Genomic DNA, 26,020 nt, shown 5'->3' with positions numbered 1-26,020 from the left:
GGGCCCCCTAGAGCAGTCCACGCTGGCCGAGGCGCTTGGCCAGCCAGTTGGAGCCGAAGATCAGGATGCAGCCGACGACGCCCTTGAACAGGCCGACGGCGGTGGAGTAGCTGATGGCGCCCTGGGTGATGCCGGTGTAGTAGACGTAGGTGTCGAACACGTCGGCCACCGAGCGGTTCAGCGAGGTGGTCATGAGCCAGATCTGCTCGAAGCCCGTGTCGAGCAGGTTGCCCGAGGTGAGGATGGCCATGACGACGATCGTCGGGCGGATCGCGGGCAGCGTGACGTGATAGAGCTGGCGGAAGCGGCTGGCGCCGTCCATGCGCGCCGCCTCGTACAACTGCGGGTCCACACCGGCCAGCGCGGCCAGGTAGATGATCGTGCCCCAGCCGGTCAGCTTCCACAGCTGCTGCACGATGATCAGCGGCCGGAACCACTCCTCCTGCGCCATGTAGTCGATCTTCGCGGTGTCGCCGAGTATGTCGCGGATCCATCCGGCGACCACCCCGAAATCCGCCGAGAACAGCAGATACGTCAGCGACGCGACGATCGTCCAGGACAGAAAGTGCGGGATGTACATCACCGACTGGACCGAACGCTTGAGCACGTTGATCCGCAGCTCGTTCAGCAGCAGCGCGATGACGATCGGCGCGGGGAAGACGAAGACCACGGTCAGGAGCGCCAGGAACAGCGTGTTGAACATCAGCCGGCCGAAGTCCGGCCCGGTGAACAGATCCTGGAAGTGCTGGAAGCCCACCCAGGGGCTGCCGGAGTACCCGAGGAACGGCAGGAAGTCCTGGAAGGCGATGGTGATGCCGTACATCGGCAGGTATTTGAAGAGCGCGAAGTAGACGACGCCCGGGATGAGCATCAAGTAGAGCCAGCGATAGCGCGCCAGGGACGCGCCCAATCCCGGCCTCCGGCGTCGGCCGGGCTTGCTCGCCGCCCTCGCGGGAGGCGGCGCCAGGTCGGTGGCCACAGCGGCCTCCTTTTTTATCCGAAGACTCCGTCGTTCATGGCAAGAAAGACCCTGCAAAGTGTTGATGGGTGCTTTTGTCCGGCGATGGACAGGGTCGTGCGGTTGACGTGAGGGGCCCGGGCACAGCGGCCCGGGCCCCGAGGGCGGGTCAGTTCGTCTTGCCGAGCTTGGAGACCAGATCGTTGATCTCCTGGGCGACCTGCGTGCCGCCGCTGTCGTACCAGCGCTTGATCTCGCCCTTCAGCTGCTCTTCGGTCATCTCGCCCGACAGGTACTTGATCCGGGCGTCGGGGATGATGTCGTCGAGCTGCGCACCCTTGGCGACGGCCGTGGGTGAGACCACGGGCAGCGCCGGGTTGAACACCGCCGTCTTGAGGTCCTCGTTCATCAGATCCAGGCCCAGCTTGATCATGTCCTTGTACGGCTGGCCGGACGGCGTGCGCGCGTAGGCGAGGCCGCCGTACGTCGTGTCGCCCTGGAAGCCGAGCTGGGTGAAGGCCTGGTCGACGTTGTCCTGGACGACCCGGACCGCGGGGTCGGTCTCGTTGATCAGCGCGGCGGTGTCACCCTCGGCCTTGAAGTTGCGGCCCTCGATGCCGTTCTGGACCAGGACCTGGCCCTCCTTGGAGCCCAGCTTGTCCAGGACCTTCAGGAGGTTGTCCAGGTCCTGCTCGGTCCGCACGTTCTGCTTGGAGATCGCGATGGCGTCGTTGTAGCCGGTGAACGGCAGGGAGAACTTCTTGCCGTCGGAGCGCTTGAGGTTGCCGACCATGGCGACCCTGTCACCGTAGTTCTTGTCGCCGTCGTCCCTGAACTTGTCGAGCAGCGCCCTGGAGCGGACGTTCACGTCGATGATGATGCCGCCCTTGCCCTGGAAGAACGGATCGTCCCACTTGGCCGTGTCATAGCTGGCGAAGTCCGGGTTGACCAGGCCCTCGTCGATCATCTTCTTCAGGAACTTGTTGGCCTCGAGGAACTCGGGGGTGTCGAAGCCGGGGACCAGCTTGCCGCTGCGCTCGCCCCAGCCGTTCGGGGCGCCGAACCAGGTCTCGAGCGTGTCATAGGGGCTGGAGCTGGCGTACTTGCCCGGCCACTTCGGGATGATCAGGCCGTAGGTGTCCTTCTTGCCGTTGCCGTCGGGGTCCTTCTCGGTGAACGCCTTGGCGATGTTGTAAAGGTCGTCGACGGTCTCGGGCTGCTTCAGGCCGAGCTTCTCCAGCCAGTCCTTGCGGATCATGACCGCCGAACGCAGCATAGGCCGCATCCGGGGGATGGAGTAGGACTTGCCGTTGATGGAGGCGTTGAGCACGCGGCGCGGGTCCGTCGGCTTCAGGTTCGGGTACTTGTCCAGCTTGTCGGTCAGGTCCCAGAACGCCCCGGCCTGCGCGGCCTTGACGAACGCCGGGCCGTGCGGGTCCACGACCATGAGTTGCGGCACGTTGCCCGAAGCGAGCGTGACGTTGACCTTGTCGGCATACTCGGCGTTGGGAACCCAGGTGATCTGGAGCTTCTTGCCGAGGAACTTCTCGACCGCCTGCTGCATCTCGCCCTTCGGGTCGGGCGCGGCCCCGAACAGCTTGGTCATGATGGTCACCGTGTTCGGATCGGTGGCGGGCGCGTCACCGCCTGAGCAGGCCGAAGCGGTGAGTGCAGCCGTTAGCGTTAACACCCCGGCAATGAGACGCCGGCGACGGGATGCGCTCATGAGTTCCCTTTCGAATGCAGGTGCGCCTCGTTCTCCGCGAAGAAGCGCTGGCAGAGCCACGTATTGAGGTAGATCCACGCGCCGAAGCTGATCAACGGGGCGAGGATGGGCGCCGCCGAGGTCGCGTAGGCGATGGCTAGGAGCGCTAGCAGCAACAGCACGGACGAGGCCGGACGCATGAGCGCTAGCTGTGCGGCCTTGGGCCAGTAGGCCCGTAGCGGCAGATCGTAGTGCGCGTAGAGCGGCCCTACGTACGCTCCCACACCGGCCAGTGCGATGAGCGCCACGAAGGTCGCGATCCGCAACGCTCCCATGCTGGGCCCGAGTGCGGAGAGGTACAGATAATTGCCGACCAGGACGGCGGTCAGCGCCGCGGCCGGCAGAACCAGCAGCGAAGCCCGGACGAATTCCCGTCGGTAGACGGTCCAGAATTCGGGCCAGGCATGAAACGTTTCATTGCGAGCATGCCGCCGAGCCAGCGTGTAAGCGGCCACAGTGGCAGGCCCGAGCCCGAGAACCACGCCTCCAGCGAGCGTGAAGACGAGCCACAACAGGTTCAGGCGGACCGCCCAGATAAGCTCTGAGCAGGCAGCTTGGATCCTGATCGACATGGCGGGATGATTCATCCGGCACCACCTCTCGTGGCATGTGCACGGATACGGGGGTGGGGTTGTTGCACCGTGGTTCCTGCCCAGTTACAAGCCAGTGAACGGCGGTTGGTGCGAAATTAGTGTTGAATCGACTCAAAGTCAATGACGAGAGACCCGGAGATTTGCGTACTCTCCGATCAGCGGTGCCATCTGCCGAAACCCGATCTTGCCTCCTGCCAGGGCGGAGCCGCCGACAGAGCCGTCGTCCTGCCACCGGAACGAGACCAAATCGTTGACCGCGAACGTGATCGTCCCGGCCTTGACCTCGAGGCGCATGGCGTACGGGCCTTCGGCGTCGAGCACCGCCGGCAGCGGGTCGGGACCCTGCGCGACCAGGTGGAAGCCGTGGCTCTTGCGCAGGTTGCAGGTGTGCAACGAGCGTTCCGAGGCCCACATGCGGCGGAAGTAGGAGACGTGGTAGGCGTCGATGTCGCCGTGGTGGTACTGGTCGTAGGGGCCGGTGCGCTCCGGCAGGCCGGGGTCGAACAGGTCCTCGCCGTTCCTGCCCCTGGCGTGGAAGAACATGATGGCCAGGCCCGGCTCTCTTATGGGCCAGAAGTCCCATTCGATCCGCACGTCGGCGGGGAACTCCTCGGGGCACCAGAGGACCAGGTTGGCCGCCTGGCCGTCTGAAGGCGGCCTGAGGCTCTCCAGGCGCAGGCGTCCCTGAGGGAAGGACGTGGCCCCGTCCCCCTCCATGCGGAAGCCTGCCAGGTCAGCGGGGGTGGCCAACGGGTTGCGGTACAGCTCGGTCAAGGGGACTCCTACAGCGCGCTCGTCCGGTTGAGGGCAGGCGGCAGCGCTGAATGAAACGGTTCATGGAAAGACGGCGCCGGCGTCAGGCGTCGCGGCGCAGCGCGCTCGACTCGCGGATCACCAGGTCCGGCTGGAAGATGACCTGCCTGTGCCGGTGCTGCTCGGGGTCCGCGACCTCCTCGAGCAGCAGGTCGATGGCCGTACGTCCGAGCAGCTCACGCGGCTGCCGGACGGAGGACAGCGGCACCGCCGCCGCCGCGGCGAAGTCGATGTCGTCGTACCCGATGATGGCCAGATCCTCGGGCACGCGGAGTCCGTGCGTGGCCATCGCCTGTAAGAAGCCCAGCGCCATCATGTCGTTCGCGCAGAACGCCGCGGTGGGACGCTCCTCGGGGGGCAGGGCGGCCACGCGCTCGCCGACGGCCCGGCCCTCCGCGACGGTCAACGTCGGGGACGTGGAGGTGAGCAGCTCGACGGCGCCGTCGGCGGCCGCGACGGCGCTGCTGACGCCCGCGTGCCGGTCGGCCACCTGTCTTATGGACGTCGGCCCCCCGACGAACAGGATCTTCCGATGCCCTCTCTCGATCAGGTGGGCGCCGGCGATCTGCCCGCCGAGCCGGTCGTCGACCGCCACCGAGCACTGCAGCCCGGTCGCCGGGCTGTCGACCAGCACCACGGGCGTGCCGCGGCCGGCCAGCTCCTCCAGCCAGGGGCTCTCCATCTCGACGGGGGTGATCAGTATGCCCATGACCCGCTGCTGTTCGAGCTGGTCGAGGTGGCGGCGCTCGCGGCCGGGGTCGCCGGCGCTGTTGCAGAGCACCACCATCGAGTCGTGGTCGTCGGCCACCGACTCGGCGCCCTGGGCCACGTCCACGAAGAACGGGTTGGAGACGTCGAGCACGACGAGACCGACCGTGCGGCTGCGGCCCACCCGCAGGTGGCGGGCCACCTCATTGCGGACGAAGCCGAGTTTCTTGATCGCTTCGAAGACGCGTTCGCGTGTGGCAGGCGACACGATCTCCGGGCGGTTGAGCACATTGCTCACCGTGCCCACAGAGACTCGCGCCAGCTGCGCGACCTCCTTGATGTTTCTGGTCGCCATCGATCCTCACGAGGCCGTGCTGCTCTTGGATGCAGAAAACGCTGGTGGACCGCTGGGCGCGGCCCATCGTGAACTCTGGCATCATAGCGGCATTCAAGATTCTTTTGAATCGTCTCAAACTCTCAAAGCGGTCACGAGGGGCCGTGAGCGGACACCGCATTGAATCTGCGCGCGGCCCTCAGAGCGGATCGACGACGCGGATGCGGGCGGCGCGGAAGGACGACGGGGTGTCGCGGAGCACGGCCGGCTTGGCGCGAGCAGCGGGGCGAAGCACTGGTGCGACCCACCCACCCGCCGCCGTGCCTCCCTGCGAGGTCCTGACTCCGACAGGTCTTAACGCTGGGAGAAGACGGCGGTGTCGAGGTCGAAGCCAATCGGGTCGGGGATGTGCACCGTGGAGCCCATGGCGACGCGGGTGACGGTCTGGTATTCGCCTTCTTTGGCGTCGCTGAGCACAGTGACGGTGGGCGGTGTGGCGATCGGGTCCACCAGAAGCATGACCGGAACGCCGCCTGCGGCGTACATGGGAGGCTTCTTCACCCGATCGTCTTCGGCGCTGCTCGGCGAGATCACCTCGGCCACCATCAGCAGACCCGAAGACAGCAACTCCCGGTCGCCCCAGCGACGGCAGTCAGGCGGGGCGAGCACGAAATCGGGCTCGACCGGGGTCCGCGGTCCATCGATGCAGACATCCACATTGCCCGCGAAGCCGTCCCAGCCGCGTTGAACGACCAGAGGAAGCAACGCACGGTAGATCAGCATCGCGATTCTTGCGTGCTCGGGGGTGCCGACGGGGCTCACGATCAATCTCCCATCGATGACTTCGGTACGGAGGCCGGGAAGGGGCGGCAGCGCGTCGAACAGCTCGCGGGCTGTGGCGGGAAGCGGTGCGGTGTCGGTCTCGGGCGTGAGCCTGCAGGGGCGCCTGCGTGAGGCCATGACCATGATGGGCTCCCTACGTGTTCGTTCAGACACGAAGAGTATCGCATGGTCGGGAGCTGTACCGCCGATAGGTACAGCTGCCCGATGTCGCAACGGAACCCCTGTCGCCGCCTCCCTCCAGCCCCAAGCGATTGTCACCCTCAGTGCGCGCCCTCGCCCGCGAGGTGCGCTGCCCTCCGGACGGTCGTGGTCAAGGACGTCGAGGTCATCCCGGAGGGCTGACGCCGGGGGGATCCACCACGCGGATGCGGGCGGCGCGGAAGGACGACGGGGTGTCGCGGAGCACGGCCAGCTTCGGATCCGGGACCACCAGGAACGGCCCCGCCTCCAGCGCGAGGAGAGGGGCGAGACGCCGGTCGTCGCGCAGGGCGTCCACAGCCCGGCGGTCCCCGCCCAGCACCACCCCGTCCAGCTCCCCCAGGTACGGGGTCAGCACCCGCACCGCGGTCTCCACCGCGTCGTCGTACGCCTGGGCCGCCTGATTCTGCCGGCGCCGGGCGAAGCGCTGCTGCGACCACCCGCCCGCCGCCGTGCGCCCCTGCACCAGCCGCGACCCCACCTTGGAGACCACCAGCGACGCCCCGGAGAAGACCCCGGCCGCGTAGCCCCCGAGCCGCACCAGGAACACCCCCACCCGCCGCTCCGCCCGCGCGTGAGCGACGAGCCGGGTGACGTGCGGCGGCCCGGGCGGCCTCATGGGCGGGAACGGCACGTGCAGCTCGGCCAGCGCCCCGTCGGCGGCCTCGAGCCGTACGACCCGGTCGTCACCGGAGGCCGAGAAGGGCCCGTGGCGGTCCGCGAACCCGTCGATCCACGGATGCAGGCGCTCCGGCGGCACCGTCACCCACCGGCCGCCGCCCCTGGCCGGACGCGCACTCATGCTCCGAAGGCTAACGGAACGCGGCCGTTCCCCCAGCACCCGCCGAGTCAAAACGAAATGTCGGTTAATTCTGGCTCGCGGGGCTTCTGCGCCCCACGGGGTTGCAGCAGCATCTGTACGTGTCCTCCCTGCTCACCAGCCCCGTGGTGGATCTCGACACCGGGGCGGTCATCGCCCACCCGGCGGTCGTCGACTCCACGGGAACGCTCAGGGCGGCCCCGCTGCCCATGGTGCTGGAGCTGCCCATCGGGATCGTCCTGGCCGGCGCGGGCGCGCTGGCCCCGCTGCACGAAGCCCTCAGAAGGGCGGGCAGGCATCCGCGCGAGGCCATCCTGCTGCTGACCGGACCGTGCCAGGAGCAGGACCGCCCGCTCCTGAAGGTCGGGCTCGACGGCCTGCGCACGATCGGCTACCTCCTCGGCTTCGCCGACGTCGGGACGGTCGGCGCGGCCCTCGATCTGGCCACGGAGGCGGGCCCGTACCTGCTGGCCCTCGATCCCGAGCTGGTCGCGCGCATCCCGGGCGACCACCGCGCGTCGGCGGTGGCGCGGGCGGTGGTCACGCTCGCCCGCGGCATCGGCGCCCACGTGCTCGCACCGGGCGTCGAACGCGAGCCGCAGCTCGCGGCGGTCCGCGGCCTCGGCGTACGCCTCGCGCACGGCCCCTTGCTCGCCCCCCGACCCGACGGCAGGGTACGGGTGCCGCTCCCCGTCACCGACGAGCCCGCCGCGGCCATGCTCGGCCCGCGCGTCCAGGAGCTGCTCATCCCGGCGGTGACGCTGCCCGCGGAGGCCAAGGCGGAGGAGGCCGTGGCGGCGTTCGGGCAGGAGCCGACGATCACCAGCGTGATCCTGGTGGACGAGTTCCAGCGGCCCAAGGGGAGCCTGGACAGGAGCCGCTTCCTGCTGTCGTTCGCGGCCCGCTACGGGCACGCCCTGCACGGCCAGAAACCGGCGCGGCGCCTGGCCGACCCGCCGCGCACGGTGCCGCGGACGACCCCGGCGATCGCGGCCATGCAGGCCGCGGGCAGGGACGCGACCCGCGTCTACGACGACCTGGTGGTCACCGACGAGATGAACCGCTGCCTCGGCATCGTCCGCGTCTCCGACCTGATCAGGCAGGTGACCTCGATCAGCGGCAGATGATCCCGGCCCGGCCTGCGCCAGGAGTGTCCTGAAGCTCTTCGGTCGGCCAGGCGGCGGAGGTTCGGAGCGGCGGCGCAAACCGAATTATGGAAAAGGCCCGAGAGCAAGACGGTTCGCCCCCTATAGTTCATGGCCGCCGACCCTGCGCATGATCAACGATCGAGGCTGGATGATCAGCTATACCCATGGCGTCCGCGTGCTGGAGCTGGACGAGCGGCGCGTGCGCCTGCGTGTGTTCCTGGCCGACTACGATCCGTCCCAGCCTCACAGGGATCTCCTTCCTGAGGGGCGGAGCTTCTTCTTCGGCGTGCTGTGGCAGGCCGCCGACGGGGAGGCGGGACGGCGGCGCGGCCCGCTCAACGGCCTCGTCCCGCTTGAAGACGCCCTCGACCGGGACTGGGTCGACGCGAACGCGGGCCGCTTCATCGAGAGCGTGGAGAGGGTCGCTGCCCGGAACCTCCCCGCCGGCGATGAGCTCGCAGGCTTGTACGAAACCCACCACACGGAACTCGATCGGCGCCTCCACCGGTGGCATGAACGGTGGGAGCACGACGACAAACTCGTCCAAGCTGACTACGACGTCGTCGTCACCGACGCGCGCTGGCTGGAGCCGCTCCGCGAGGGCCAGGGAATGGGCACCGGCTTCGCCTCATGGGGCTGGACGGTGGCGGGCGGTCAGTTGGTGCGTCGCGGCCTGATCCTCAAGGACCGGGGCGACAGGGAAGGGGCGGCTGACGCGTTCCGGCGCGCGACCGCTGTCGACGACCCCGAGGCCACGGTGCGGGCGCTCCTGGCTCTTGACGATCTCGACATCGACCTCGACGCCCTGAACTTCGACGACCGGGTCACCCACGAGGCGAGGGCGGCCTTGGAGCTCTGCGTCCGGCTCTCCCGGGATGGCCGGGACGCGGACGCGCGGGCCGCGTACCTGATCGTGCACGCGATCGGAATGCCCGAGTTCATGGGCGAGGCCCGCGAGCGCGCGGGCATGGTGTCCCCCGCCGAGCGCGCGTATCGGCTCATGAGCGCGGGTGACCGCTTCGGGGCGCTGAACGAGCTGAGGCGCGCGTACGACGGCGGGGACGAAGTGATCGACTTCGCCATGGCCCTTCTCGACGGCGACTTCGAGACCGCCGACGGGACGGGGCCCGGCGGCGCCCTCGACCACACCCGGATGGCCCTGATCGCCGCCGACCTGGCGTTCGCCCATGCCCGCGAGGGCGACGACGACACAGTGGCCGCCCTGCTGGAGTTGCGTGTTGCGGCCGAGTTCGGGTCGACGATGTGGCGGTACGCGCTCGAAAGCGGGAACGCCTACCCGGAGGAGGTCGCCGCCGCCATCGGTGAGCGCCTGATGCGGACGATGGTGGCCATGCACTCGCCCGAGGAGGTGAGGTGCATCGCGGAAATGGCCGGTGCCCGCTTCCCGGGGCTGGCGGCAGCTGCCTACGCCGAGCTCAGCGATCACTACGCGACCTTTGGCGAGCCCGAGGACGAGGCCGGGGCCTGGGCCCTCGCGGCCTACTGGACGAGCGTCGACGAGCTCGGCGGGACGGAACCGGCCGCACAGGCGCTCGTCACCCTGGCCCGGATTCTGGACGAGACCGGCGATCCGGTGGTTGCGGAGGCGGCGCGGAAGACGGCGATCGAGAAGGGCGGCCCGGAGCTTGCCGCCGGGGACTCGTACGCGGCCTTCGCCCACGCGCGCCTCCTCCACCGAGCAGGACGCGAACACAGGGCACGGTCCCTGCTTGTCAAGATCGCCGAAGAGGGCGACGAGGGCGCGGCCGAGGCGATGATGTTTCTCGGGGATCGTGCGCAGAGCGTCGACGACATGGAAACGGCCCAGGAATGGTGGCTGCGCGCGGCGGCGAGCGGTCGACCGGCAGTGGTCCATCGGGCAGCGATGCAGCTGGGCTATCTGTCCAAGATCGCCCGCGATCTGCCCGACGCGGTGCGATGGTACGGGCCGGTCATCGAATCCGGTGACGAGAATGCCGCGCTGGCAGCGGCACATCTGGGCGAGCTCTGTTATTGGCTCGGAGACGAAGAAGAGTCCCTTCGATGGTATGACCTCACCTTGAGGGCAACGGACGACCCTGAGTTGGTCGCCGAGGCTGCCTTCCGGGTGGGTGAGATGCGGGGCGACCGCGCTGCGCTTCGACGCGCGGCCGATTCCGGTCACGCGGGTTTCGCCGAGCAGGCTCTGGCACTTCTCGGCGAACTGGAGCGGTAATCTTTGGAAGACGCGGCCTAGAGCCACCCTTGCGCCTTGGCGCGCTGCACGGCCTCGATGCGGTTGCGGGCGTGCGTCTTCTGGATGGCCGACGACAGGTAGTTGCGCACGGTCCCCTCCGACAGGTGCAGCTTGAGTGCGATGTCGCCGATGGTCGAGCCGTCCGCCGCCGCCCCCAGCACGTCCCGCTCCCGTCCCGACAGCGGGTTCGGCCCCGCGCTGAGCGCGGCCGCCGCCAGGCCGGGGTCGATCACGCGCTCCCCCGCGTGCACCCGCCGGATCGCCGCCGCCAGTTCCCTGGCCGGGCTGTCCTTGACCAGGAACGCCGACGCTCCCGCCTCCATGGCGGTACGCAGGTAGCCGGGCCGCCCGAACGTCGTCAGGATCATCACCCGGCACCCCGGCACCTCCTGGGTGATCTTCGCGCAGGCCGCGAGCCCGTCCATGCCGGGCATCTCGATGTCCAGCAGCGCGATGTCGGGCCGGACCTCGGCCGCGACCGCGACCGCCTCGACCCCGTCGGCGGCCTCGCCGGCCACCTCGATGTCGGGCTCCAGGCCCAGCAGGGACGCCAGCGCGCCGCGTACCATGCCCTGGTCCTCGGCCAGCATCACGCGGATCACTCGCCCGCCTCCGTCCCGGCCGGGACCAGCACCCGCAGCCGGTGGCCGCCTCCCGGCACGGGGCCCGCCGCCACCGTGCCGCCCGCGCCCGCCACCCGTTCGTGGAGCCCGCTCAGCCCGCTGCCCATCGTGTACGGCCCGTCGCCGCCTTTTCCGTTGTCCACGATCTCCAGGGTGGCCTGCCGGCCGTCGTACGTCACCTTGATCTCGCACCGCGTGGCCCGCGCGTGGCGCACGACGTTGGTCGTGCCCTCGCGTACGGACCAGCCGAGCAGCCCGTCGAGCAGGCCGGGCAGCGGCGTGCCCGAGACCCGCACCTCGGCCTCCACGCCCGCCGCCCCTAACACGGACCTGGCGCTGTCGAGCTCCTCGGGCAGGCTGCGCTGCCGGTAGCCGGTGACGGCCTCGCGCACCTCCTCCAGCGCCTTCCTGGCGACGGACTCGATGTCGGCGATCTCCTTGTGCGCCTGCGGCGAGTCCTCGGCCAGCCGCCCGGCCAGCTCGCTCTTGAGCACGATCAGCGACAGGCTGTGCCCCAGCAGGTCGTGCAGGTCGCGGGCGATGCGCAGCCGCTCCTCGGTGGCCGCCAGCCGGGCCATCTCGTCCTGGGCCCGGCGGAGCTTGACGGAGAGCACCCTGGTGTTGCGCACGCTGATGAACAGCACCCCGAGCGTCAGCACCTGCAGCCCCAGCACGATCATCGTGTCAGCCTCGGTGTGGTTGATCAGCCCGGCGCCGACGACGACCGCGAGGCTGGCGAGCATGGCCCAGACGGCCCAGAGGGCCGGCAGCGTGAACCCGTACAGCACGACGCAGTAGACCGGCAGGCTCAGCCAGGAGTCGCCGAAGGTGAGCGCGCCTGTCATGCCGAGCACGGTGGTCAGCACGAGCAGCGGATAGGTCAGGCGGCTGCGCTCGAAGAAGCTCCTGTTGGCCAGCACCGTGGCGAGGAAGGACGCGATGAACGCGCCCAGCAGCACCGCCGCCCAGACCGCCCGGGTCCCGGCCATGGTGCCCGACACGATCTCGGTGATGGGGAAGACCAGATAGACCAGGCCCACCGAGACACCGAGCAGCCGCCGCTTGCGCGACGGCCTGCCATCGGCGTCCCCGAAGCTGATCTTCTCGGCGAAGCTCATGCTCGTACGGTAGCCCGCCGGTAGAGGAAGACGGCCACGGCCCCGAGAGCGACGCCCCATCCGGCGACGACCAGCAGGTCCGTCATAGGCAGGCCGTGGCCTGCGGCGAGGCTCTGGCCCAGCCGGGCGTAGTGGAAGGACGGGGTGAAGTCCGCGATCGTGCGCAGGGTGTCGCCGAACACCTCGGGCGGGAACCACAGCCCGCCGGCGATCGCCAGCGCGAACATGCAGAGCATCGCGGCCGGCTGGGCCGCGTCCGCCGACAGCACGGATCCGATGGCCAGCCCCAGCGCGACGAACGGCAGCACGCCCAGCCACATCGCGAGCAGCACAGACGCCCACGTGCCGGGCGACAGCGACACGCCCTGCTGCACCACCGCGACCACGCTCACCAGCACCAGCGAGGGCAGCACGAGCAGCATGGCGGTGGCCAGCTTGGTCGCGATGATCGACCAGTTCGGGAGCGGGGTGATCTGGAGCTGGCGCAGCCAGCCGGACTGCCGCTCGGTGGCCCAGGGCACCGCCGTGCTCATCATGGAGGAGGCCAGCGCCCCGTAGGCGGCCATCGAGACCATCAGGATGACGCTGTACCGCACGCCGCCCGCGTCGGTCTGCTTGCCGTAGATGTTGGCGTTGATCACGTAGAGCAGGACGGGGAAGGCGACGACGAAGATGAGGTAGCGCCGGTTGCGCAGCATCCTCATCGCCTCGGTCTTGGCGTAGAAGAGCATCAGGACTCCTTGGTGAGGGCGAGGAAGGCGGCTTCGAGGTCGGCGCCGGAGACCTTCAGCTCGCGCACGTCGAGCGTGGTGCCCCGGTAGAGACCGGCCAGGGTGGCGTCGGTGTCGGTGGTGTGCAGGGTGGCGGTGCCGGCGACGACCTCCACCACGGTGACCCCGGGCAGCCGGTCGAGGCCGGCCGCGGGCTGGTCGCCGAGGGCGAAGCTGACGGTGTGGCCGCCGGCCGCGGCCTTGATCTCGGCGGCGGTGCCGTCGGCGGCCAGCCGCCCCTTGGCGATGACGATCACCCGGTCGGAGTGCTCGTCGGCCTCCTCCAGGTAGTGGGTGGCGAACAGCACGGTCCTGCCGTCCGCCGCGTAGTCGTGCATGCCGGCCCAGAACCGCAGCCTGGACTCCACGTCCATGGCGGCGGTCGGCTCGTCGAGCAGCAGGATCTTGGGCGCCCCCGCGATGGCCAGGGCGAACCTGACGCGCTGCGACTGGCCGCCGGACAGCTTGTTCGCCCGGCGGTTCGCGAGGTCGGTCAGGTCGGCCAGCTTGAGGATCTCCTCAAGGCCGAGCGGCCGGGGGTAGAGCCGGCGTACGAGGTCGATGAGCTCCTTGACGGACAGCTCGGGGATGAGCGCGCCGTTCTGGAGCATCGCGCCCATCTCGCCGGCCCTGACCGCCTGGTCGGAGGTGCGGCCGTGGATGGAGACCGTGCCGCGGGTGGGCTTGAGCAGGCCGAGCAGCAGGTTGATGGAGGTCGACTTGCCGGCGCCGTTGGGGCCGAGCAGGGCCACGGTCTTGCCTGGCTCGATGGCGAGCGAGAGGTCGTCGACGGCGAGCACGTCCCCGTAGTGCTTGCTGACGTGGTCGAACACGATGGCGTTCATGAGGAGAACGCTAGGGGCGGGGATTTGCGGGGGTTAGTGTGTTCCCTCCGGCGTTGGCCATGACATTTGTCAGACCGGCGCCGGAGGGCGAGGCCTCACAGGCGGCAGGCGTAGATGTCGGTGACCAGGATGGCCCGCGCGCCGATGTCCCAGAGCTGGTCCATCACCCGCTGGTGGCCGTGGCGGCGGACCATGGCCCGCACGGCGACCCAGCCCTCGCGGTGCAGCGGCGAGACCGTGGGGCCCTCCATGCCGGGCGTCAGCGCGATGGCCTCCTCGATGCGCTCGGCGCGGATGTCGTAGTCCATCATGACGAAGTCGCGGGCGTGCACGACGCCCTGGAAGCGGCGGACGAGCTGCTCGAGGCCGGGCGTCTCCGACGAGCCCTGCTGCTTGATCAGCACGCCCTCCGAGCGCATGATCGGCTCGCCGAACACCTCGAGGCCGACGTTGCGCAGCGTGGTGCCGGTCTCCACGACGTCGGCCACCGCGTCGGCCACGCCGAGCCGGATGGCGGTCTCGACGGCGCCGTCCAGCTTGATCACGCGGGCGTCGACGCCCTGGTCGGAGAGGTACTTGTCGAGCAGGCCCGCGTAGGAGGTGGCGACGCGGCGGCCGTTGAGGTCCTCGGCCGACGTCATGGTGCCCGCCGCGGCGGCCAGGCGGAAGGTGGAGGCGCCGAAGCCGAGCGGCATGATCTCCTCGACCGGCGCGCCGGAGTCGACCAGCATGTCCCTGCCGGTGATGCCGACGTCGAGCGTGCCCTCGCCGACGTAGACGGCGATGTCGCGGGGGCGCAGGAAGAACAGCTCGCAGCCGTTGGCCTCGTCGACGACGACGAGCTCCTTGCTGTCCCTGCGGGGCCGGTAGCCGGCCTCCTTGAGCATCTGCTGGGCGGCCTCGCTGAGCGCGCCCTTGTTCGGTACTGCCAGACGCAGCATGTTCAGGTCCTCGAATTGTCTCGCGGTTGCTTCTCCAGGGGCTTGGTGGCGGGCGCCGGGCGCCCTAGAGATGCTTGTAGACCTGGTCGAGGCCGATGCCCTTGGCGATCATGAGCACCTGCACGTGGTAGAGGAGCTGCGAGATCTCCTCGGCTGCCCTGTCGTCCGACTCGTGCTCGGCGGCCATCCAGCTTTCGGCGGCCTCCTCGACGACCTTCTTGCCGATGGCATGGACGCCTGCGTCGAGCGCGGCCACGGTGCCCGAGCCCGCGGGCCGGGTCCTGGCCTTCTCTGACAGCTCGGCGAACAGCTCTTCGAAGGTCTTCATGGTCTCTCTCGTAGGTTGGCTGACGTGCGGTCAAGCCTAGTCTGCGGGAGAGGGTGACGCCGCCCCGCGTCCGCCACGCGAGACGGCGCCGTCCTCGCTCATCTCATCCGAGGGCTTTCCGCGCCATCGCGATGCGCTCCATGGCCTGCGCGGACTCGCCGCCTTCGTGCCCGTTGTACGGGTAGACCTTGATCTCCTTCTCACCGGCGTAGTGGTTGTGGGCGGCGAACACCGTGGACGGCGGCGTGATCCCGTCCTGCAGCCCGACCGAGAACAGCGCGGGCGTGGTGGCGCGGGCGGCGAAGTTGACGCCGTCGAAGTACGCCAGGGTCTCGAAGACCGGCTCCACCCGCTCCTTGAACGCCCGGCAGTAGGCGGCGATCTCGGCGTAGGGATGTTCGCCGGTGACCTCGGTGGCGTGCCTGATGTGGCACATGAACGGCACGTCGAGGAAGGCGCAGGCGAGACCGGGCACCAGCGCCGAGGCGGCCAGCGCGATGGCCCCGCCCTGGCTGGCGCCGCTGACGGCGACCGCGCCCACCATGGGGTGCGACCTGGCGGCCTCCACCGCGCGCACCGCGTCGGTGTAGAGCCGCCGGTAGTAGTAGGCGTCCGGGTCGTGGATGCCGCTGGTCATGACGCCCGGCGTGGTGGGGCCGGTGCCGGGGAAGGGGTCGGCGGTGTCGCCGCGCCGCCATCCGCCGGCGCCCTGGCCTCTGCTGTCCATGACGAAGACCGCGTAGCCGAGGCTGGGCCAGAGCAGCCAGTCGATCGGCAGGCCGCGCCCGCCGCCGTACCCCTGGTACTCGACCACGCACGGCACGGGCCCCGCTGCGTGGCGCGGGAGCAGGAACCAGCCCTTGATCGGGTGGCCGCCGAACCCGGCGAAGGTGACGTCGTACACCTCGGCGACGGTCAGCGGGGACGGCACCGGGGTGAACTCGGCGGCAAGGTCGTGGGTGCGGGCCTCGGCGAGCGTGCGTTCCCAGAAGGCGTCGAAGTCGGCGGGCTCGGTGCGTTCGGGGAGGTACTCGCGCAGCTGCGCGAGCGGCATGTCAACGAACATCTGGACTCCATAAGGCACAGGGGATCGGCTGACATGCCATCACCAAACCCGTTCAGTGGCAATGGCCGTCACTCCTCCGTTGCTGAACCGCTTCATGGCCGCCTGGCACATCACCCCACCCCCGTGTCTTGCGGAGGCCGAATACGCCAAGGCGGCGGACACTATCGCTGATACGGTTCAGTCAGTTCGCGAGAGGAGCACGGGGTGAAGAGGCCAACGATCGCCGACATCGCCAAGCGGGCCGGCGTGTCCAAGGGCGCCGTCTCCTATGCCCTGAACGGCCAGCCCGGGGTCTCCGCGGAGACCAGGGCGCGCATCCAGGCGATCGCGCAGGAGATCGGCTGGCGCCCCAACCTGGCCGCGCGCTCGCTCAGCGGCGCCAGGGCCGACGCCATCGGCCTCGTCCTGTGCCGCCCCGCGCGCTTCCTCGGCGTGGAGCCGTTCTTCATGGAGATGATCAGCGGCATCGAGGACGAGCTGGCGGCCAGCTCGTGCGCGCTCATGCTGCAGGTGGTGCCCGACCACGAGACCGAGATCGCGGTCTACCGGCGCTGGTGGGGCGAGGGCAGGGTGGACGGCGCGATCCTGGTCGACCTGCACGCCGACGATCCCCGCGTGCCGGTGGTCGAGCGGCTCGGCATGCCGGCGGTCGTGACCGGGCACCCGTCGGGCGCCGGCTCGCTGCCCGCGGTGTGGTCGGACGAGGTGGCCGTGCTGCGCGAGGTGATCGAGTATCTCGCGGCGCTCGGCCACCGGAGCATCGCCAGGGTGGCCGGACTGCCGGCGCTGCTCCACACCAGGATCAGGGACGAGGCGTTCTCGGAGATCTGCGCCGAGCTGGGCGTGACCGAGCATCCGGTCGCCCACACCGACTACACGGGCGAGCAGGGCGCCCGGGCGACCCGGCGGCTGCTCAGCTCCCGGGCCAGGCCCACCGCGATCGTCTACGACAACGACATCATGGCGGTGGCGGGGCTGTCCGTGGCCCAGGAGATGCGCCTGGACGTGCCCGCCGACCTGTCAATCGTGGGCTGGGACGACTCGCCGCTCTCCCAGGTGGTGCGGCCGTCACTCACGGCGGTGACCCGCGACATCCCCGCCTCCGGCGCCCACGTCGCGCGGACCCTTCTCCGGCTGATCGAGAGCGGGGAGACGGGGAGCCTGGAGGGGCCGCCTGCACGCTTGCTGCCCCGGGGCAGCACCGCTCCCGCAGGCCGTGACCGAACCGTTTCACGGGCCATGTAGCCACAGGTCAGCGGCGCTGCGAGGGGAAACATTTTGGCAACCTCGCAGGCTGGCTATTGTAACTTATCCGTTTAAGTGGTGAGATCCCTACACCATAGAAATTGGGCACCGGTCGTGGGGATGCCCTCGCACATCCGCACGCCCCGCCAACAGGGAGCCCCGGCGCCCATCCGACCGATAGATCGGATAGCCCCCATGCGACGAACGATGGCAGCGTGCAGCACGGTCCTGCTGACGGTCCTGAGCGCGGCCTGCGCCACGAGTGGCCAGACGGAGACCAAGCAGGCAGACCAGAACGCCCCCCAGGCCCTGTCCTTCTGGTCCACGGGCGGGGATGACGAGACCGCGACCTTCCAGAAGGCGGCCGACCTCTATCACCAGAAGCACCCGAACGTCACGATCAAGGTGCAGACCCTGGCGTGGAGCGACGCGTACGCCAAGCTCCTGGCGGCGGCCACCAGCCGCAGCGGGCCCGACATCATCTCCGGCGGCATGACCTGGACCATCCAGTTCGGCACCAGGGGCGCCATGGTCGATCTGCGCAAGTACGGGGCCGACGCGCTCAAGGCGCAGGCGCTGCCCGCGCAGTGGGAGTCGGCCGTCTCCCCCGACGGCTCGGTGTACGGCGTGCCGCTGGACATGTCGACCCTCGCCCTCTACTACCGCACCGACCTGCTGGAGAAGGCCAAGGTCCAGCCGCCCAAGACCTGGGAGGAGCTGACCGCGGCCATCGACAAGCTCAAGGCGGCCGGGGTGAAGAAGCCCTTCAGCCAGGACTGGGGCAACCTGGACTGGATCGGCTACTTCAACTACCTCTACCAGGCCGGCGGCTCCTTCTACACCGCCGACTGCAAGCCCTCGCTCAACACCCCCCAGGCCGAGCAGGCACTGAAGTACTGGGTGGACCTCTACCAGAAGCACGGCGCGCCCACGGCCACCGTGGAGGGCTCCGACGCGCTGGACACCGGCACCGCGCTGGTGGAGGCGGGCAACTGGATCGCCAAGGGCATCGACGTCAACAAGCCGAAGCTCAAGGGCAAGTGGGCGATGACCACGATCCCCGCGGGCCCGGCCGGACCGACGGCGTTCATCGGCGGCCGCGCGATCGGCGTGACCTCCTTCAGCAAGTACGTCCAGACCAGCGCCGACTTCGTCAACTTCATGTACAGCGACGAGGCCATCGCGGCGATCGCGGACGAGGCCAAGAAGCGGAACATCTCCTACATCTCACCGCGTCCCGACAAGATCGTGAACGGCTCGGTGTTCACGCCCGAGCAGGCGACGGTGTTCGAGGCCTCGATCAAGACCGGCAAGGCCGCGCCGGGGTGCCCCGGCTGGGACGAGAGCGCCCCGGACGTGACCAAGCAGCTCCAGTCGGCGATCCTCGGCAAGTCAGACATCAAGACCGCACTGGCGGAGGCCGCCAAGGTCATGGAGCGCAACGCCGGATAGCCGTCCGCCGGGACCGGCGCGACCGGTCCCGGCCCTCCGATCCAGGAGTCTGAAATGGCCTCCCCCATCCCCCTGCGCAGTAGGTTGCGCCGCTACGGCACCTCGTACGCGATGCTGCTGCCCTTTCTCGCGCTGTTCGCGGGGTTCCTGCTCTGGCCGCTGGCCAACTCGCTCTACCTGAGCTTCACCAAGTTCGACGGGATCAATCCCGCGGTGTTCACCGGGCTGGACAACTTCGTCCAGCTGGCGCAGGATGCCAGGTTCCGCCACGCGCTCAGCAACACGGCCCTGTACGTCGTGGGGTCGGTCGTGCTCGGCACGCTGCTGTCGCTCTGCCTCGCCCTGGCGTTCAACGGCACCGGCTGGCTGCACCGGATCATGCGCACCGTGTTCTTCCTCCCCTCGGTGACCTCCTCCATCGCGCTCATGCTGATGTGGAAGTGGGTCCTGTTCCCCAGCGACGTGGGCCTGGCCAACACGATCGTGAGCTGGTTCGGCGGCAACGCCGTCGCCTGGCTGGCCACGCCGGCCCTGGCGATCCCGATCCTGGTGCTGATGTCGGTGTGGGGCGGCATGGGCTACGGCATGGTGCTGTACGTGGCGGGGCTCGGCTCGATCCCCGAGGAGTACTACGAGGCCGCCAGGATCGACGGCGCGTCCACCTGGCGGCAGTTCCGCCACATCACGCTGCCGCTGCTGCGCCCCGTCACCACGTACGTCGTGGTGACCGGCCTGATCGGCGCGTTCCAGGTGTTCGAGGCCGTCTACATCGTCTTCTCGACGGGCGCCAACACCGTGGGCGGCGTGCTCGACTCGGGCCTGATGATCGTTCCCTACCTCTACGACCAGGGATTCACCCACTTCAGGCTGGGCTACGCCTCGGCGATCGCCTGGGTGCTCTTCCTGATCATCTTCGTGCTGAGCCTCGTCAACCTGCGCGTGGGCCGCGCCATGAAGGAGCTGTGATGGCCGTCGCCCCGATGGACACGATCGCCCCGGTCCAGCCGCCCAAGCACCGGGCGGAGACCGGCGCGAGCCGGAGCTCCCGGATCAACAGGCATCTGCTGCGGCTGCCGTTCTACCTGCTGTCGCTGACGATGATCGCGCCGTTCTACTGGCTGATCATCACGGTGTTCAAGCCGCCGAGGGAACTGGCCCAGACGCCGCCGTCGTTCGTGCCGAAGTCTCCCACGTTCGACAACTTCTACGACCCGGACTGGACCCCCAAAGGGGTCACCGGCCACCTGCAGGGCATCTTCCAGCGCTACCAGGTGGACTTCGGGTTCTGGCGATTCCTGTTCAACAGCCTCCTCATCACGACGACCATCACCGTCGGGTCGCTGCTGATCTGCTCGCTGGCCGCGTACGTGATCGCCAAGCACGACATCAAGGGCCGCCGGACGATCTTCCTGATGATCATCGCCTCGATGATGGTGCCCTGGCAGACCACGCTGATCCCCAACTACGTGATCATGCGGAACCTGGGCTGGCTGGACAGCTACACCGCCTACATCATCCCGGCGCTGGCCAAGGCGTTCGTGCTCTTCTTCCTGGTGCAGTTCCTGCAGTCGCTCCCGAACGAGCTGATCCAGGCGGCCAGGGTGGACGGCGCCGGCGAGTGGCGGATCTGGTGGAAGATCGTGCTGCCGCTGCTGCGACCGGCGCTCGCCGCGATGTCGATCTTCATCGTGCTCGCGGAGTGGAACAACTTCCTCTGGCCGCTCATCATCGTGCAGAGCGACGAGATGGCCAACGTCCCCGTCGCGCTGGCCAGGCTCAACTCCTATTTCACCGGACCCGACCACCAGGGCGCGATCATGGCGGGCGGACTGATCGCCTCGGCCCCGACGATCGTCTTCTTCCTGATCTTCCAGAAGTACTTCACCAGAGGCATCGCGCTCAGCGGCCTGAAGGGCTGACCCGGTGCGCTTGGAGCAGCTCCAGGAGGTCCCTGTCGACCGGGAACCCGTCGAGCTGCTCGAAGCGCCCGCCGGGCCGCCGGTGGCCGATCACCCCGAACGGCCCCTCGAACTGCCAGAGCGCGTACCCCCAGCCGAACGAGGCGAACACGCCGAGCACGTCGGACAGCCAGCGCAGCGCGACGTCGTTCGGCGTGTGCTCGTAGCAGCCGAACTCCCCCACGTGGACGGGCACGCCCTCATCGGCCACCGCCCGCCACGGGGCGTAGAAGTCGCGCAGCCCGGCCCGGTCCCAGTGCCGCCCCTCGTAGTCGCAGGGATAGGCGGGCTCACCCAGGCCCTGTGAGCCGGGCCACCACTCGGCCCGGTAGTGGCTCACGCTCATCGGCTGGTAGCCGCGGGTGCTGTGGACCACGCCGAGGTCGGCCAGCTCCGGCATGGCGAGGTGACCGCCGCCCAGCCCGTCGATCACGATCGGCCGGTCCGGATCGGCCTGCCTGATCTCGGCCACCACGCGGCGGATGACCGCCTCGTGCGCCGCCCTGGTGAACCCCCGCTCCCCCACGGAGGGCGGCTCGTTGACGAGGTCGAAGGAGAGCTCGTCGGCGGGCACGCCCCGGTACCGGCGGGCGAAGCCGGTCCAGATGGCGCTGAAGCCGTCCTGCGCCGCCCGGTCAGCCCAGAGGTTGTGGTGCTCGCTCTCCCAGCCGGTGATCACGTAGCCGGGGGCGCGGTGGAGGTTGAGCGACAGGTGCAGGCCGCGCTCGCGGCAGGCCTCGAGGTAGGTGTCGAGCACCTCGAGCACCCGCTCGTCCGGGTTGGCGTAGTCGAGCCCGTCGGTCCAGAACCGGTAGTCGCACGGCATGCGGACGAACTCGAAGCCCCACGAGGCGATCGCGTCCAGCACCCGCTCGTCCACCGGCGCCGGCTTGACGCCCGGCTCCTTCCAGAACATCCACTGCAGGTTGAACCCGTACCGCCTCATGCTCATCACCACATCATTCACAGAACGTCATTCACGCAGCTCAGCACCGGCGCGCTGACCAGAGCTCGCTCGTCCAGCCCCGCCGTACTGATCAGGAACTCGGCCCGCTCACCGGGCAGCAGCGTGACGAGCTGGTCGTCGACCTCGGCGTCCGGGTCGAGCCGGTCGGGGAAGACGGCCAGGTCGCGCAGGAGCGTACGGGCGATGACCGTCAGCCGCAGCCCGTCCGTGGTGGGCTCGGCCGCCGTGTCGTAACGCGGCTCCGGCAGGCGCAGGTCCCGGTCGGGCGCGAAGAACCACAGCGCCCGGCCCACCGGCTGATCGCTGATCTCGACGACGACCAGCTCGCCCGCCGGGTCGCCCGGCTCGGCGACGGAGGCGGCCAGCGGCAGGGTGACGGCGGTACGCGGCGGCACGTCCAGCTCGAGGGACTGTGCCGCGATCGTGGTGCCGTCGAAGCCGTGCCGTACGGCCCGCGCCGAGGCCCGCCACGGCCGCCCGGTGTCGTTGACGGCGACCACCGCCAGGCCGCCGTCGCGCGGCTGCACGGTCAGCAGCCGGTCGGCGTAGGCCCTGCGCAGCGCGTGGAACAGCGGCTTCTTCCTGCCGTCCCCGTCCACGGCCGACCACGAGGTGACCGGCCAGCAGTCGTTGAGCTGCCACACCACGCTGCCCGCGCAGTGCGGCCAGAGCGACCTGAAGTGCTCCACCCCGAGCTGGATGGCACGCGCCTGGTTGAGCTGGGTGAGGTAGTGCCAGTCGTCGAAGGTCTCCGGGACGGGGAAGTACGGCTTGAGCCCGGCGGCCAGCTTGAGGTTGCCGTCGATGGCCTTCTGGTGGTGCAGCAGCCCACGGGAGTCGGGCAGCAGCGGCTCGTCGCTGATCGCCCTGCGGATGGTGGCGTACGCGGCAGGTCCCTGGAAGCCGAACTCGGCGGCCATGCGGGGCCGGTAGTCGCGGTAGACGGCGTAGTCGCGCTGGTTCCACACGTCCCAGATGTGCATGGTGCCGTGGCCCGGGTCGTTGGGCGGCAGGTCCATGGAGCCCGAGTAGGGGCTGCCCGGCCAGTACGGACGGGTCGGGTCCAGCTCGGCCACGATGCTCGGCAGCAGCTCGAGGTAGAAGTGCCCGCCCCAGCTGCGTCCCTCGAGCGAGTCCTGCCAGCCCCAGTCGAAGTAGCCCTCGATGTTCTCGTTGTTGCCGCACCACAGGACCAGGCTCGGGTGCGCGCTCAGCCTGGCGACCTGCTCGCGCGCCTCCGCCTCCACCTCGGCCCTGATCGGCTCCTCCTCGGGGTAGGCGGCGCAGGCGAACGGGAAGTCCTGCCAGACCAGCAGGCCGAGCCGGTCGCACAGGTCGTAGAAGTCCTCGCTCTCGTACAGGCCGCCGCCCCACACCCGGATCAGGTTGACGTTCGCCTCGCACGCCTCGGCGAGCCTGGTGGCGTAGCGGTCGCGGTCCACCCTGGTGGGGAAGCAGTCGTCGGGGATCCAGTTGACCCCTCTGACGAACACGTCGGCGCCGTTGACGGCCAGCGTGAACGCGCCGCCCTCGGTACGCAGGCTCACCTCGCGCAGCCCGATCTCGCGGCGCCACACGTCGTCGCCGGCCCGCACCTCGAGCTCGTGGAGCGGCTGCTCACCGTACCCTCTCGGCCACCACAGCTCCGGGTCGGGCACCTCCAGCGTGATCACGGCCTCGCTCCGGCCCTCGGGGATCACGGCACGCCCCGAGACGCCCTTGATCGCCGCGGTCACCTCGACGGTCCCCGCCTTCTCCACCTCGACGTGGACGTCCACCCTGGCGGTGCCGTCGCCGAGGGTGACGAGCGGCCGCACCCCGGCGATCCTGGCCCCGCTCCACTCGTGCAGCCCGATCGGCTTCCAGATGCCGGCCGTGATCAGCGTCGGCCCCCAGTCCCAGCCGAAGTTGCAGGCCATCTTCCTGATGAACTGGTAGGGCTGGGTGTAGGAGCCGGGGCGGTCGCCGAGCTCCTCTTTCAGCCGCTCGGCGTACTCGAGGGCCGACCCGAACGTGACCGTCAGCCGGTTGGTCCCGACCCGCAGCGCGCGGCGGACGTCGAACCGGTAGGAGCGGTGCATGTTGGCGCTCTCGCCCACCCGGACGCCGTTGAGCTCGATGGCGGCCACGGTATCGAGCCCCTCGCACACCAGGTCGGTGCGCTCGTGCTCGGTGCCGTCCCACGAGAACTCCGTCTCGTAACACCATGCGGTGCGTCCGATCCAGGCCAGGCGGGTCTCGTTGTCGTCGAGATAGGGATCGGGGATCAGACCCGCGGCGAGCAGGTCGGTGTGCACGCAGCCGGGCACGACGGCCGGGGCCCGCACGTCGCCGCTCGCCGAGCGGACGGTCCAGGCTTCATGCAGGGGGCGGAACGGGCTCATCAAGCCTCCGAGCTCGAGCGGCGGAGATTGACATCGCATCACTAAACCCGTTTAGTTGCAATGCCGATCATGAGGTTTCTGCGCGGTCACCTGGCGGCGGAGCGGTACTGCCCCTGGAGACGAGGCGCGGGTCGCCCTGGCGCGTGTCGGCCACCTCGCGGCCCTGGACCAGGTCGAGCAGGGATCGGGCGGCATGGGCGCCGTAGGCGGCGATGTCCCTGCTGACCGCCGTCAGGTGCGGCCTCGCGAGCAGGCACAGGGCGGAGTCGTCCCAGGCCACGACGGAGAGCTCGCCGGGCACCGAGATCCCCGCCTCGCGGGCGGCGGCGGTGCCGGCGACGGCCATCACGTCGTTGTCGTACACGATGGCGGTGGGCCTGTCGGGTCCGCGCAGGAGGTCGAGCGTGGCGCGCTCGCCGCTCTCGCCGCTGTAGTCGGCGTACACGGTGACGCTCTCCACGCCCAGTCTTGCGGCCGTCTCGCGCATGGCGGCGGTCCTGACGCCGGTGTGCATGAGCTCCTCCGGGCCCGCGACCCTGGCGATCCTGCGGTGCCCCAGCCCGGCCAGGTGCTCGACCACGGCGGCGAGCGCGCCGCCGTCGTCGATCCAGACGGCGGGCAGCCGCCCCGTCCTCTCGGGGCCGCCGATGACCACGGCGGGCAGCCGCAGCTCCTCCAGGACGTCGATCCTGGCATCCTCGGTACGCAGATCCACGACGAACACCCCGGCCACCCGGTGCTGTGCCCACCATTTCCGGTATATCGCGATCTCGGCCTCGTGGTCCTCGGTCATCTGCAGCAGCAGCCCGACGGACACCGCCGACAGCGTGGCCTCGATGCCGGAGATCAGCTGCATGAAGAACGGCTCCAGCCCCAGCGTGCGCGCCGGCCGGTCCACGACCAGCCCCAGCACGTCGGGCCGACCGTCGAACAGGGCCCGCGCGAGGCTGTTGGGCTGCCAGCCCAGCTCGGTGGCGATGGCCTGGATGCGGCGGCGCGTCTCGCTGGAGACGCCGGGCCGGCCGTTCAGCGCGAACGACACCGCCCCTTTCGAGACGCCGGCCCTGCGTGCGATGTCGTCGATCGTGGGTCGCTTCATCGGCCGTTCCTTGGGGTTTACCGGTTCACGTCTGGCACCAGCGCGACTCTACGCCTCATGACACTGCCCGCCGCACTCCCCTTGACGGGGAGGCGACGGGCAGTTCGACGATCAGAACCGGGCACCCAAGGGCGCGGCCCTCGGACGCCGCACTCAAAGGCACGGCGCCCCAGACGTCACGCTCGAGCATCCAGAGGCGGGGCAGGGCGGGGCGCCGTCAGGCCGGGCCTCGGGTCAGCGGTCGAAGCGACGGCCCGAGTTGCGGCGGTAGCCGCCGCCGGTGCCGCGCTCGTCCGAGCGGCCGCCGGGGGCGCGGTAGCCGTCACGCGGGCCGTCGGCGCGGTAGCCGCGCTCGCTGCGGTCGGCCGCGACGCTGCGGTCGGCCGCGACCGGGCGGCCGCGGTCGCCGTAACGCCCGCCCCGGTCGTCGGAGCGGAAGCCACCGCGCGGGCCGCGGTCGTCCTGGCGGGCCGGCCGGTCGTCGGAGCGGTACGCGCCACGCGGGCGCCCGTCGCGGCGGCGGTCGTCGCCGACGGTACGCGGCTCCGGCGAACGCCCGAACGGCCGCTCGCCATCGGCATGCCGACGGGGACGACGGTCCTCACCGGACGCGAACGGCCGGTCACCGTCCTCGTGGCGGCGCGGCCGACGGTCCTCACCCGAACCGGACCCGAACGCGCGCGCCCCGTCCTCGTGACGCCGAGGACCGCGGTCACCGTCGAAGTCGCGGCGCGGACGACGGTTGCGGCGCTCGCCGGGCCCGCCGTCGCGGCGCTGGCGGAGCGGCTTGCGGACGTCCGGCTCCCAG

General features: G+C 69.8%; 23 protein-coding genes and 1 pseudogene. 6 read left to right on the top strand and 18 right to left on the bottom strand.

The window, feature by feature from the left end:
- Window positions 1-7: 7 nt before the first annotated feature.
- The 7 genes from AB0J64_RS18065 to AB0J64_RS18035 all read right to left on the bottom strand — a co-directional run bounded on the left by AB0J64_RS18065 (window position 8) and on the right by AB0J64_RS18035 (window position 7,014).
- Window positions 8-979 carry an ABC transporter permease subunit gene (locus tag AB0J64_RS18065; protein WP_364027951.1) on the bottom strand — a complete coding sequence of 324 codons (972 nt, stop codon included), beginning with the start codon at window positions 977-979 and terminating at the stop codon, window positions 8-10.
- Window positions 980-1,127: 148 nt separating this feature from the next.
- Window positions 1,128-2,564: an extracellular solute-binding protein gene (locus tag AB0J64_RS18060; protein ID WP_364027948.1), complete on the bottom strand. Its 1,437-nt coding sequence runs from the start codon at window positions 2,562-2,564 to the stop codon at window positions 1,128-1,130.
- A gap of 116 nt (window positions 2,565-2,680) precedes the next feature.
- Window positions 2,681-3,295 carry a DUF624 domain-containing protein gene (locus AB0J64_RS18055; protein ID WP_364027945.1) on the bottom strand — a complete coding sequence of 205 codons (615 nt, stop codon included), beginning with the start codon at window positions 3,293-3,295 and terminating at the stop codon, window positions 2,681-2,683.
- Window positions 3,296-3,433: 138 nt separating this feature from the next.
- Window positions 3,434-4,090, bottom strand: coding sequence for a DUF1961 family protein (locus tag AB0J64_RS18050; protein ID WP_364027942.1), 657 nt, complete (start codon window positions 4,088-4,090; stop codon window positions 3,434-3,436).
- Window positions 4,091-4,172: 82 nt separating this feature from the next.
- Complete coding sequence (locus AB0J64_RS18045; protein WP_344995281.1) at window positions 4,173-5,192, bottom strand: LacI family DNA-binding transcriptional regulator; 1,020 nt, start codon at window positions 5,190-5,192, stop codon at window positions 4,173-4,175.
- A gap of 333 nt (window positions 5,193-5,525) precedes the next feature.
- The gene (locus tag AB0J64_RS18040; protein ID WP_364027938.1) at window positions 5,526-6,137 is read right to left on the bottom strand and encodes a Uma2 family endonuclease; all 612 of its coding nucleotides are present in this window, start codon (window positions 6,135-6,137) and stop codon (window positions 5,526-5,528) included.
- 202 nt (window positions 6,138-6,339) lie between these two features.
- Entirely contained in the window at window positions 6,340-7,014 is a 675-nt protein-coding gene (locus tag AB0J64_RS18035; protein ID WP_364027935.1) for an acVLRF1 family peptidyl-tRNA hydrolase, read from the bottom strand.
- Window positions 7,015-7,133: 119 nt separating this feature from the next.
- Between AB0J64_RS18035 and AB0J64_RS18030 the strand changes: the two genes are divergently transcribed.
- A complete protein-coding gene (locus AB0J64_RS18030; RefSeq protein ID WP_364027932.1) occupies window positions 7,134-8,159 on the top strand; it encodes an EAL domain-containing protein in 1,026 nt (341 codons plus the stop codon).
- Window positions 8,160-8,355: 196 nt separating this feature from the next.
- Window positions 8,356-10,395, top strand: a complete 2,040-nt coding sequence (locus AB0J64_RS18025) for a hypothetical protein (RefSeq protein WP_364027929.1) — start codon at window positions 8,356-8,358, stop codon at window positions 10,393-10,395.
- Window positions 10,396-10,412: 17 nt separating this feature from the next.
- Here the strand turns inward: AB0J64_RS18025 and AB0J64_RS18020 are convergent, their stop codons facing one another.
- From AB0J64_RS18020 to AB0J64_RS17990, 7 genes are all read right to left on the bottom strand, one after another.
- Complete coding sequence (locus AB0J64_RS18020; RefSeq protein ID WP_344995269.1) at window positions 10,413-11,018, bottom strand: response regulator transcription factor; 606 nt, start codon at window positions 11,016-11,018, stop codon at window positions 10,413-10,415.
- Window positions 11,015-12,157, bottom strand: a complete 1,143-nt coding sequence (locus AB0J64_RS18015) for a histidine kinase (RefSeq protein ID WP_364027926.1) — start codon at window positions 12,155-12,157, stop codon at window positions 11,015-11,017. Before AB0J64_RS18015 ends, AB0J64_RS18020 begins: the two co-directional genes overlap by 4 nt.
- Complete coding sequence (locus AB0J64_RS18010) at window positions 12,154-12,888, bottom strand: ABC transporter permease (RefSeq protein WP_364027923.1); 735 nt, start codon at window positions 12,886-12,888, stop codon at window positions 12,154-12,156. Before AB0J64_RS18010 ends, AB0J64_RS18015 begins: the two co-directional genes overlap by 4 nt.
- Entirely contained in the window at window positions 12,888-13,772 is an 885-nt protein-coding gene (locus AB0J64_RS18005; protein WP_364027920.1) for an ABC transporter ATP-binding protein, read from the bottom strand. Before AB0J64_RS18005 ends, AB0J64_RS18010 begins: the two co-directional genes overlap by 1 nt.
- 95 nt (window positions 13,773-13,867) lie before the next feature.
- Entirely contained in the window at window positions 13,868-14,713 is an 846-nt protein-coding gene (hisG, locus tag AB0J64_RS18000; RefSeq protein WP_364027918.1) for an ATP phosphoribosyltransferase, read from the bottom strand.
- Between the two features lie 64 nt (window positions 14,714-14,777).
- Window positions 14,778-15,041: a phosphoribosyl-ATP diphosphatase gene (locus AB0J64_RS17995; RefSeq protein ID WP_020547470.1), complete on the bottom strand. Its 264-nt coding sequence runs from the start codon at window positions 15,039-15,041 to the stop codon at window positions 14,778-14,780.
- Between the two features lie 103 nt (window positions 15,042-15,144).
- Window positions 15,145-16,107, bottom strand: a complete 963-nt coding sequence (locus AB0J64_RS17990) for an acetylxylan esterase (protein WP_364027915.1) — start codon at window positions 16,105-16,107, stop codon at window positions 15,145-15,147.
- 204 nt (window positions 16,108-16,311) lie between these two features.
- On the opposite strand from AB0J64_RS17990, the gene AB0J64_RS17985 reads away from it, so the two are divergent.
- The 4 genes from AB0J64_RS17985 (at window position 16,312) to AB0J64_RS17970 (ending at window position 20,723) form a co-directional block, all read left to right on the top strand.
- Window positions 16,312-17,352: a LacI family DNA-binding transcriptional regulator gene (locus AB0J64_RS17985; RefSeq protein WP_364027912.1), complete on the top strand. Its 1,041-nt coding sequence runs from the start codon at window positions 16,312-16,314 to the stop codon at window positions 17,350-17,352.
- 195 nt (window positions 17,353-17,547) lie between these two features.
- Entirely contained in the window at window positions 17,548-18,804 is a 1,257-nt protein-coding gene (locus AB0J64_RS17980) for an extracellular solute-binding protein (RefSeq protein WP_364027909.1), read from the top strand.
- Window positions 18,805-18,858: 54 nt separating this feature from the next.
- The gene (locus AB0J64_RS17975) at window positions 18,859-19,770 is read left to right on the top strand and encodes a sugar ABC transporter permease (protein ID WP_364027906.1); all 912 of its coding nucleotides are present in this window, start codon (window positions 18,859-18,861) and stop codon (window positions 19,768-19,770) included.
- Entirely contained in the window at window positions 19,770-20,723 is a 954-nt protein-coding gene (locus AB0J64_RS17970; protein ID WP_364027904.1) for a carbohydrate ABC transporter permease, read from the top strand. The genes AB0J64_RS17975 and AB0J64_RS17970 overlap by 1 nt, the downstream gene beginning before the upstream one ends.
- On the opposite strand, the gene AB0J64_RS17965 is transcribed toward AB0J64_RS17970, so the two are convergent.
- The 4 genes and pseudogenes from AB0J64_RS17965 to AB0J64_RS17950 form a co-directional block, all read right to left on the bottom strand.
- The gene (locus AB0J64_RS17965) at window positions 20,704-21,714 is read right to left on the bottom strand and encodes a cellulase family glycosylhydrolase (protein ID WP_364027901.1); all 1,011 of its coding nucleotides are present in this window, start codon (window positions 21,712-21,714) and stop codon (window positions 20,704-20,706) included. The two genes, AB0J64_RS17970 and AB0J64_RS17965, sit on opposite strands and share 20 nt — an antisense overlap.
- An 11-nt stretch (window positions 21,715-21,725) precedes the next feature.
- Window positions 21,726-24,113 (bottom strand): glycoside hydrolase family 2 protein, encoded by a 2,388-nt coding sequence (locus tag AB0J64_RS17960; protein ID WP_364027898.1) that lies wholly within the window; start codon window positions 24,111-24,113, stop codon window positions 21,726-21,728.
- Between the two features lie 67 nt (window positions 24,114-24,180).
- Entirely contained in the window at window positions 24,181-25,212 is a 1,032-nt protein-coding gene (locus AB0J64_RS17955) for a LacI family DNA-binding transcriptional regulator (protein WP_364027895.1), read from the bottom strand.
- A 234-nt stretch (window positions 25,213-25,446) separates the two neighbouring features.
- Window positions 25,447-26,020, bottom strand: a pseudogene (locus tag AB0J64_RS17950) (RNA helicase); the annotation flags it as partial.

The organism is Nonomuraea sp. NPDC049695 (assembly GCF_040674955.1).
Taxonomy (GTDB): domain Bacteria; phylum Actinomycetota; class Actinomycetes; order Streptosporangiales; family Streptosporangiaceae; genus Nonomuraea; species Nonomuraea helvata.
The sequence above is the reverse complement of the archived record's forward strand: the minus strand, read 5'-3'. Positions and strand labels throughout refer to the sequence as shown.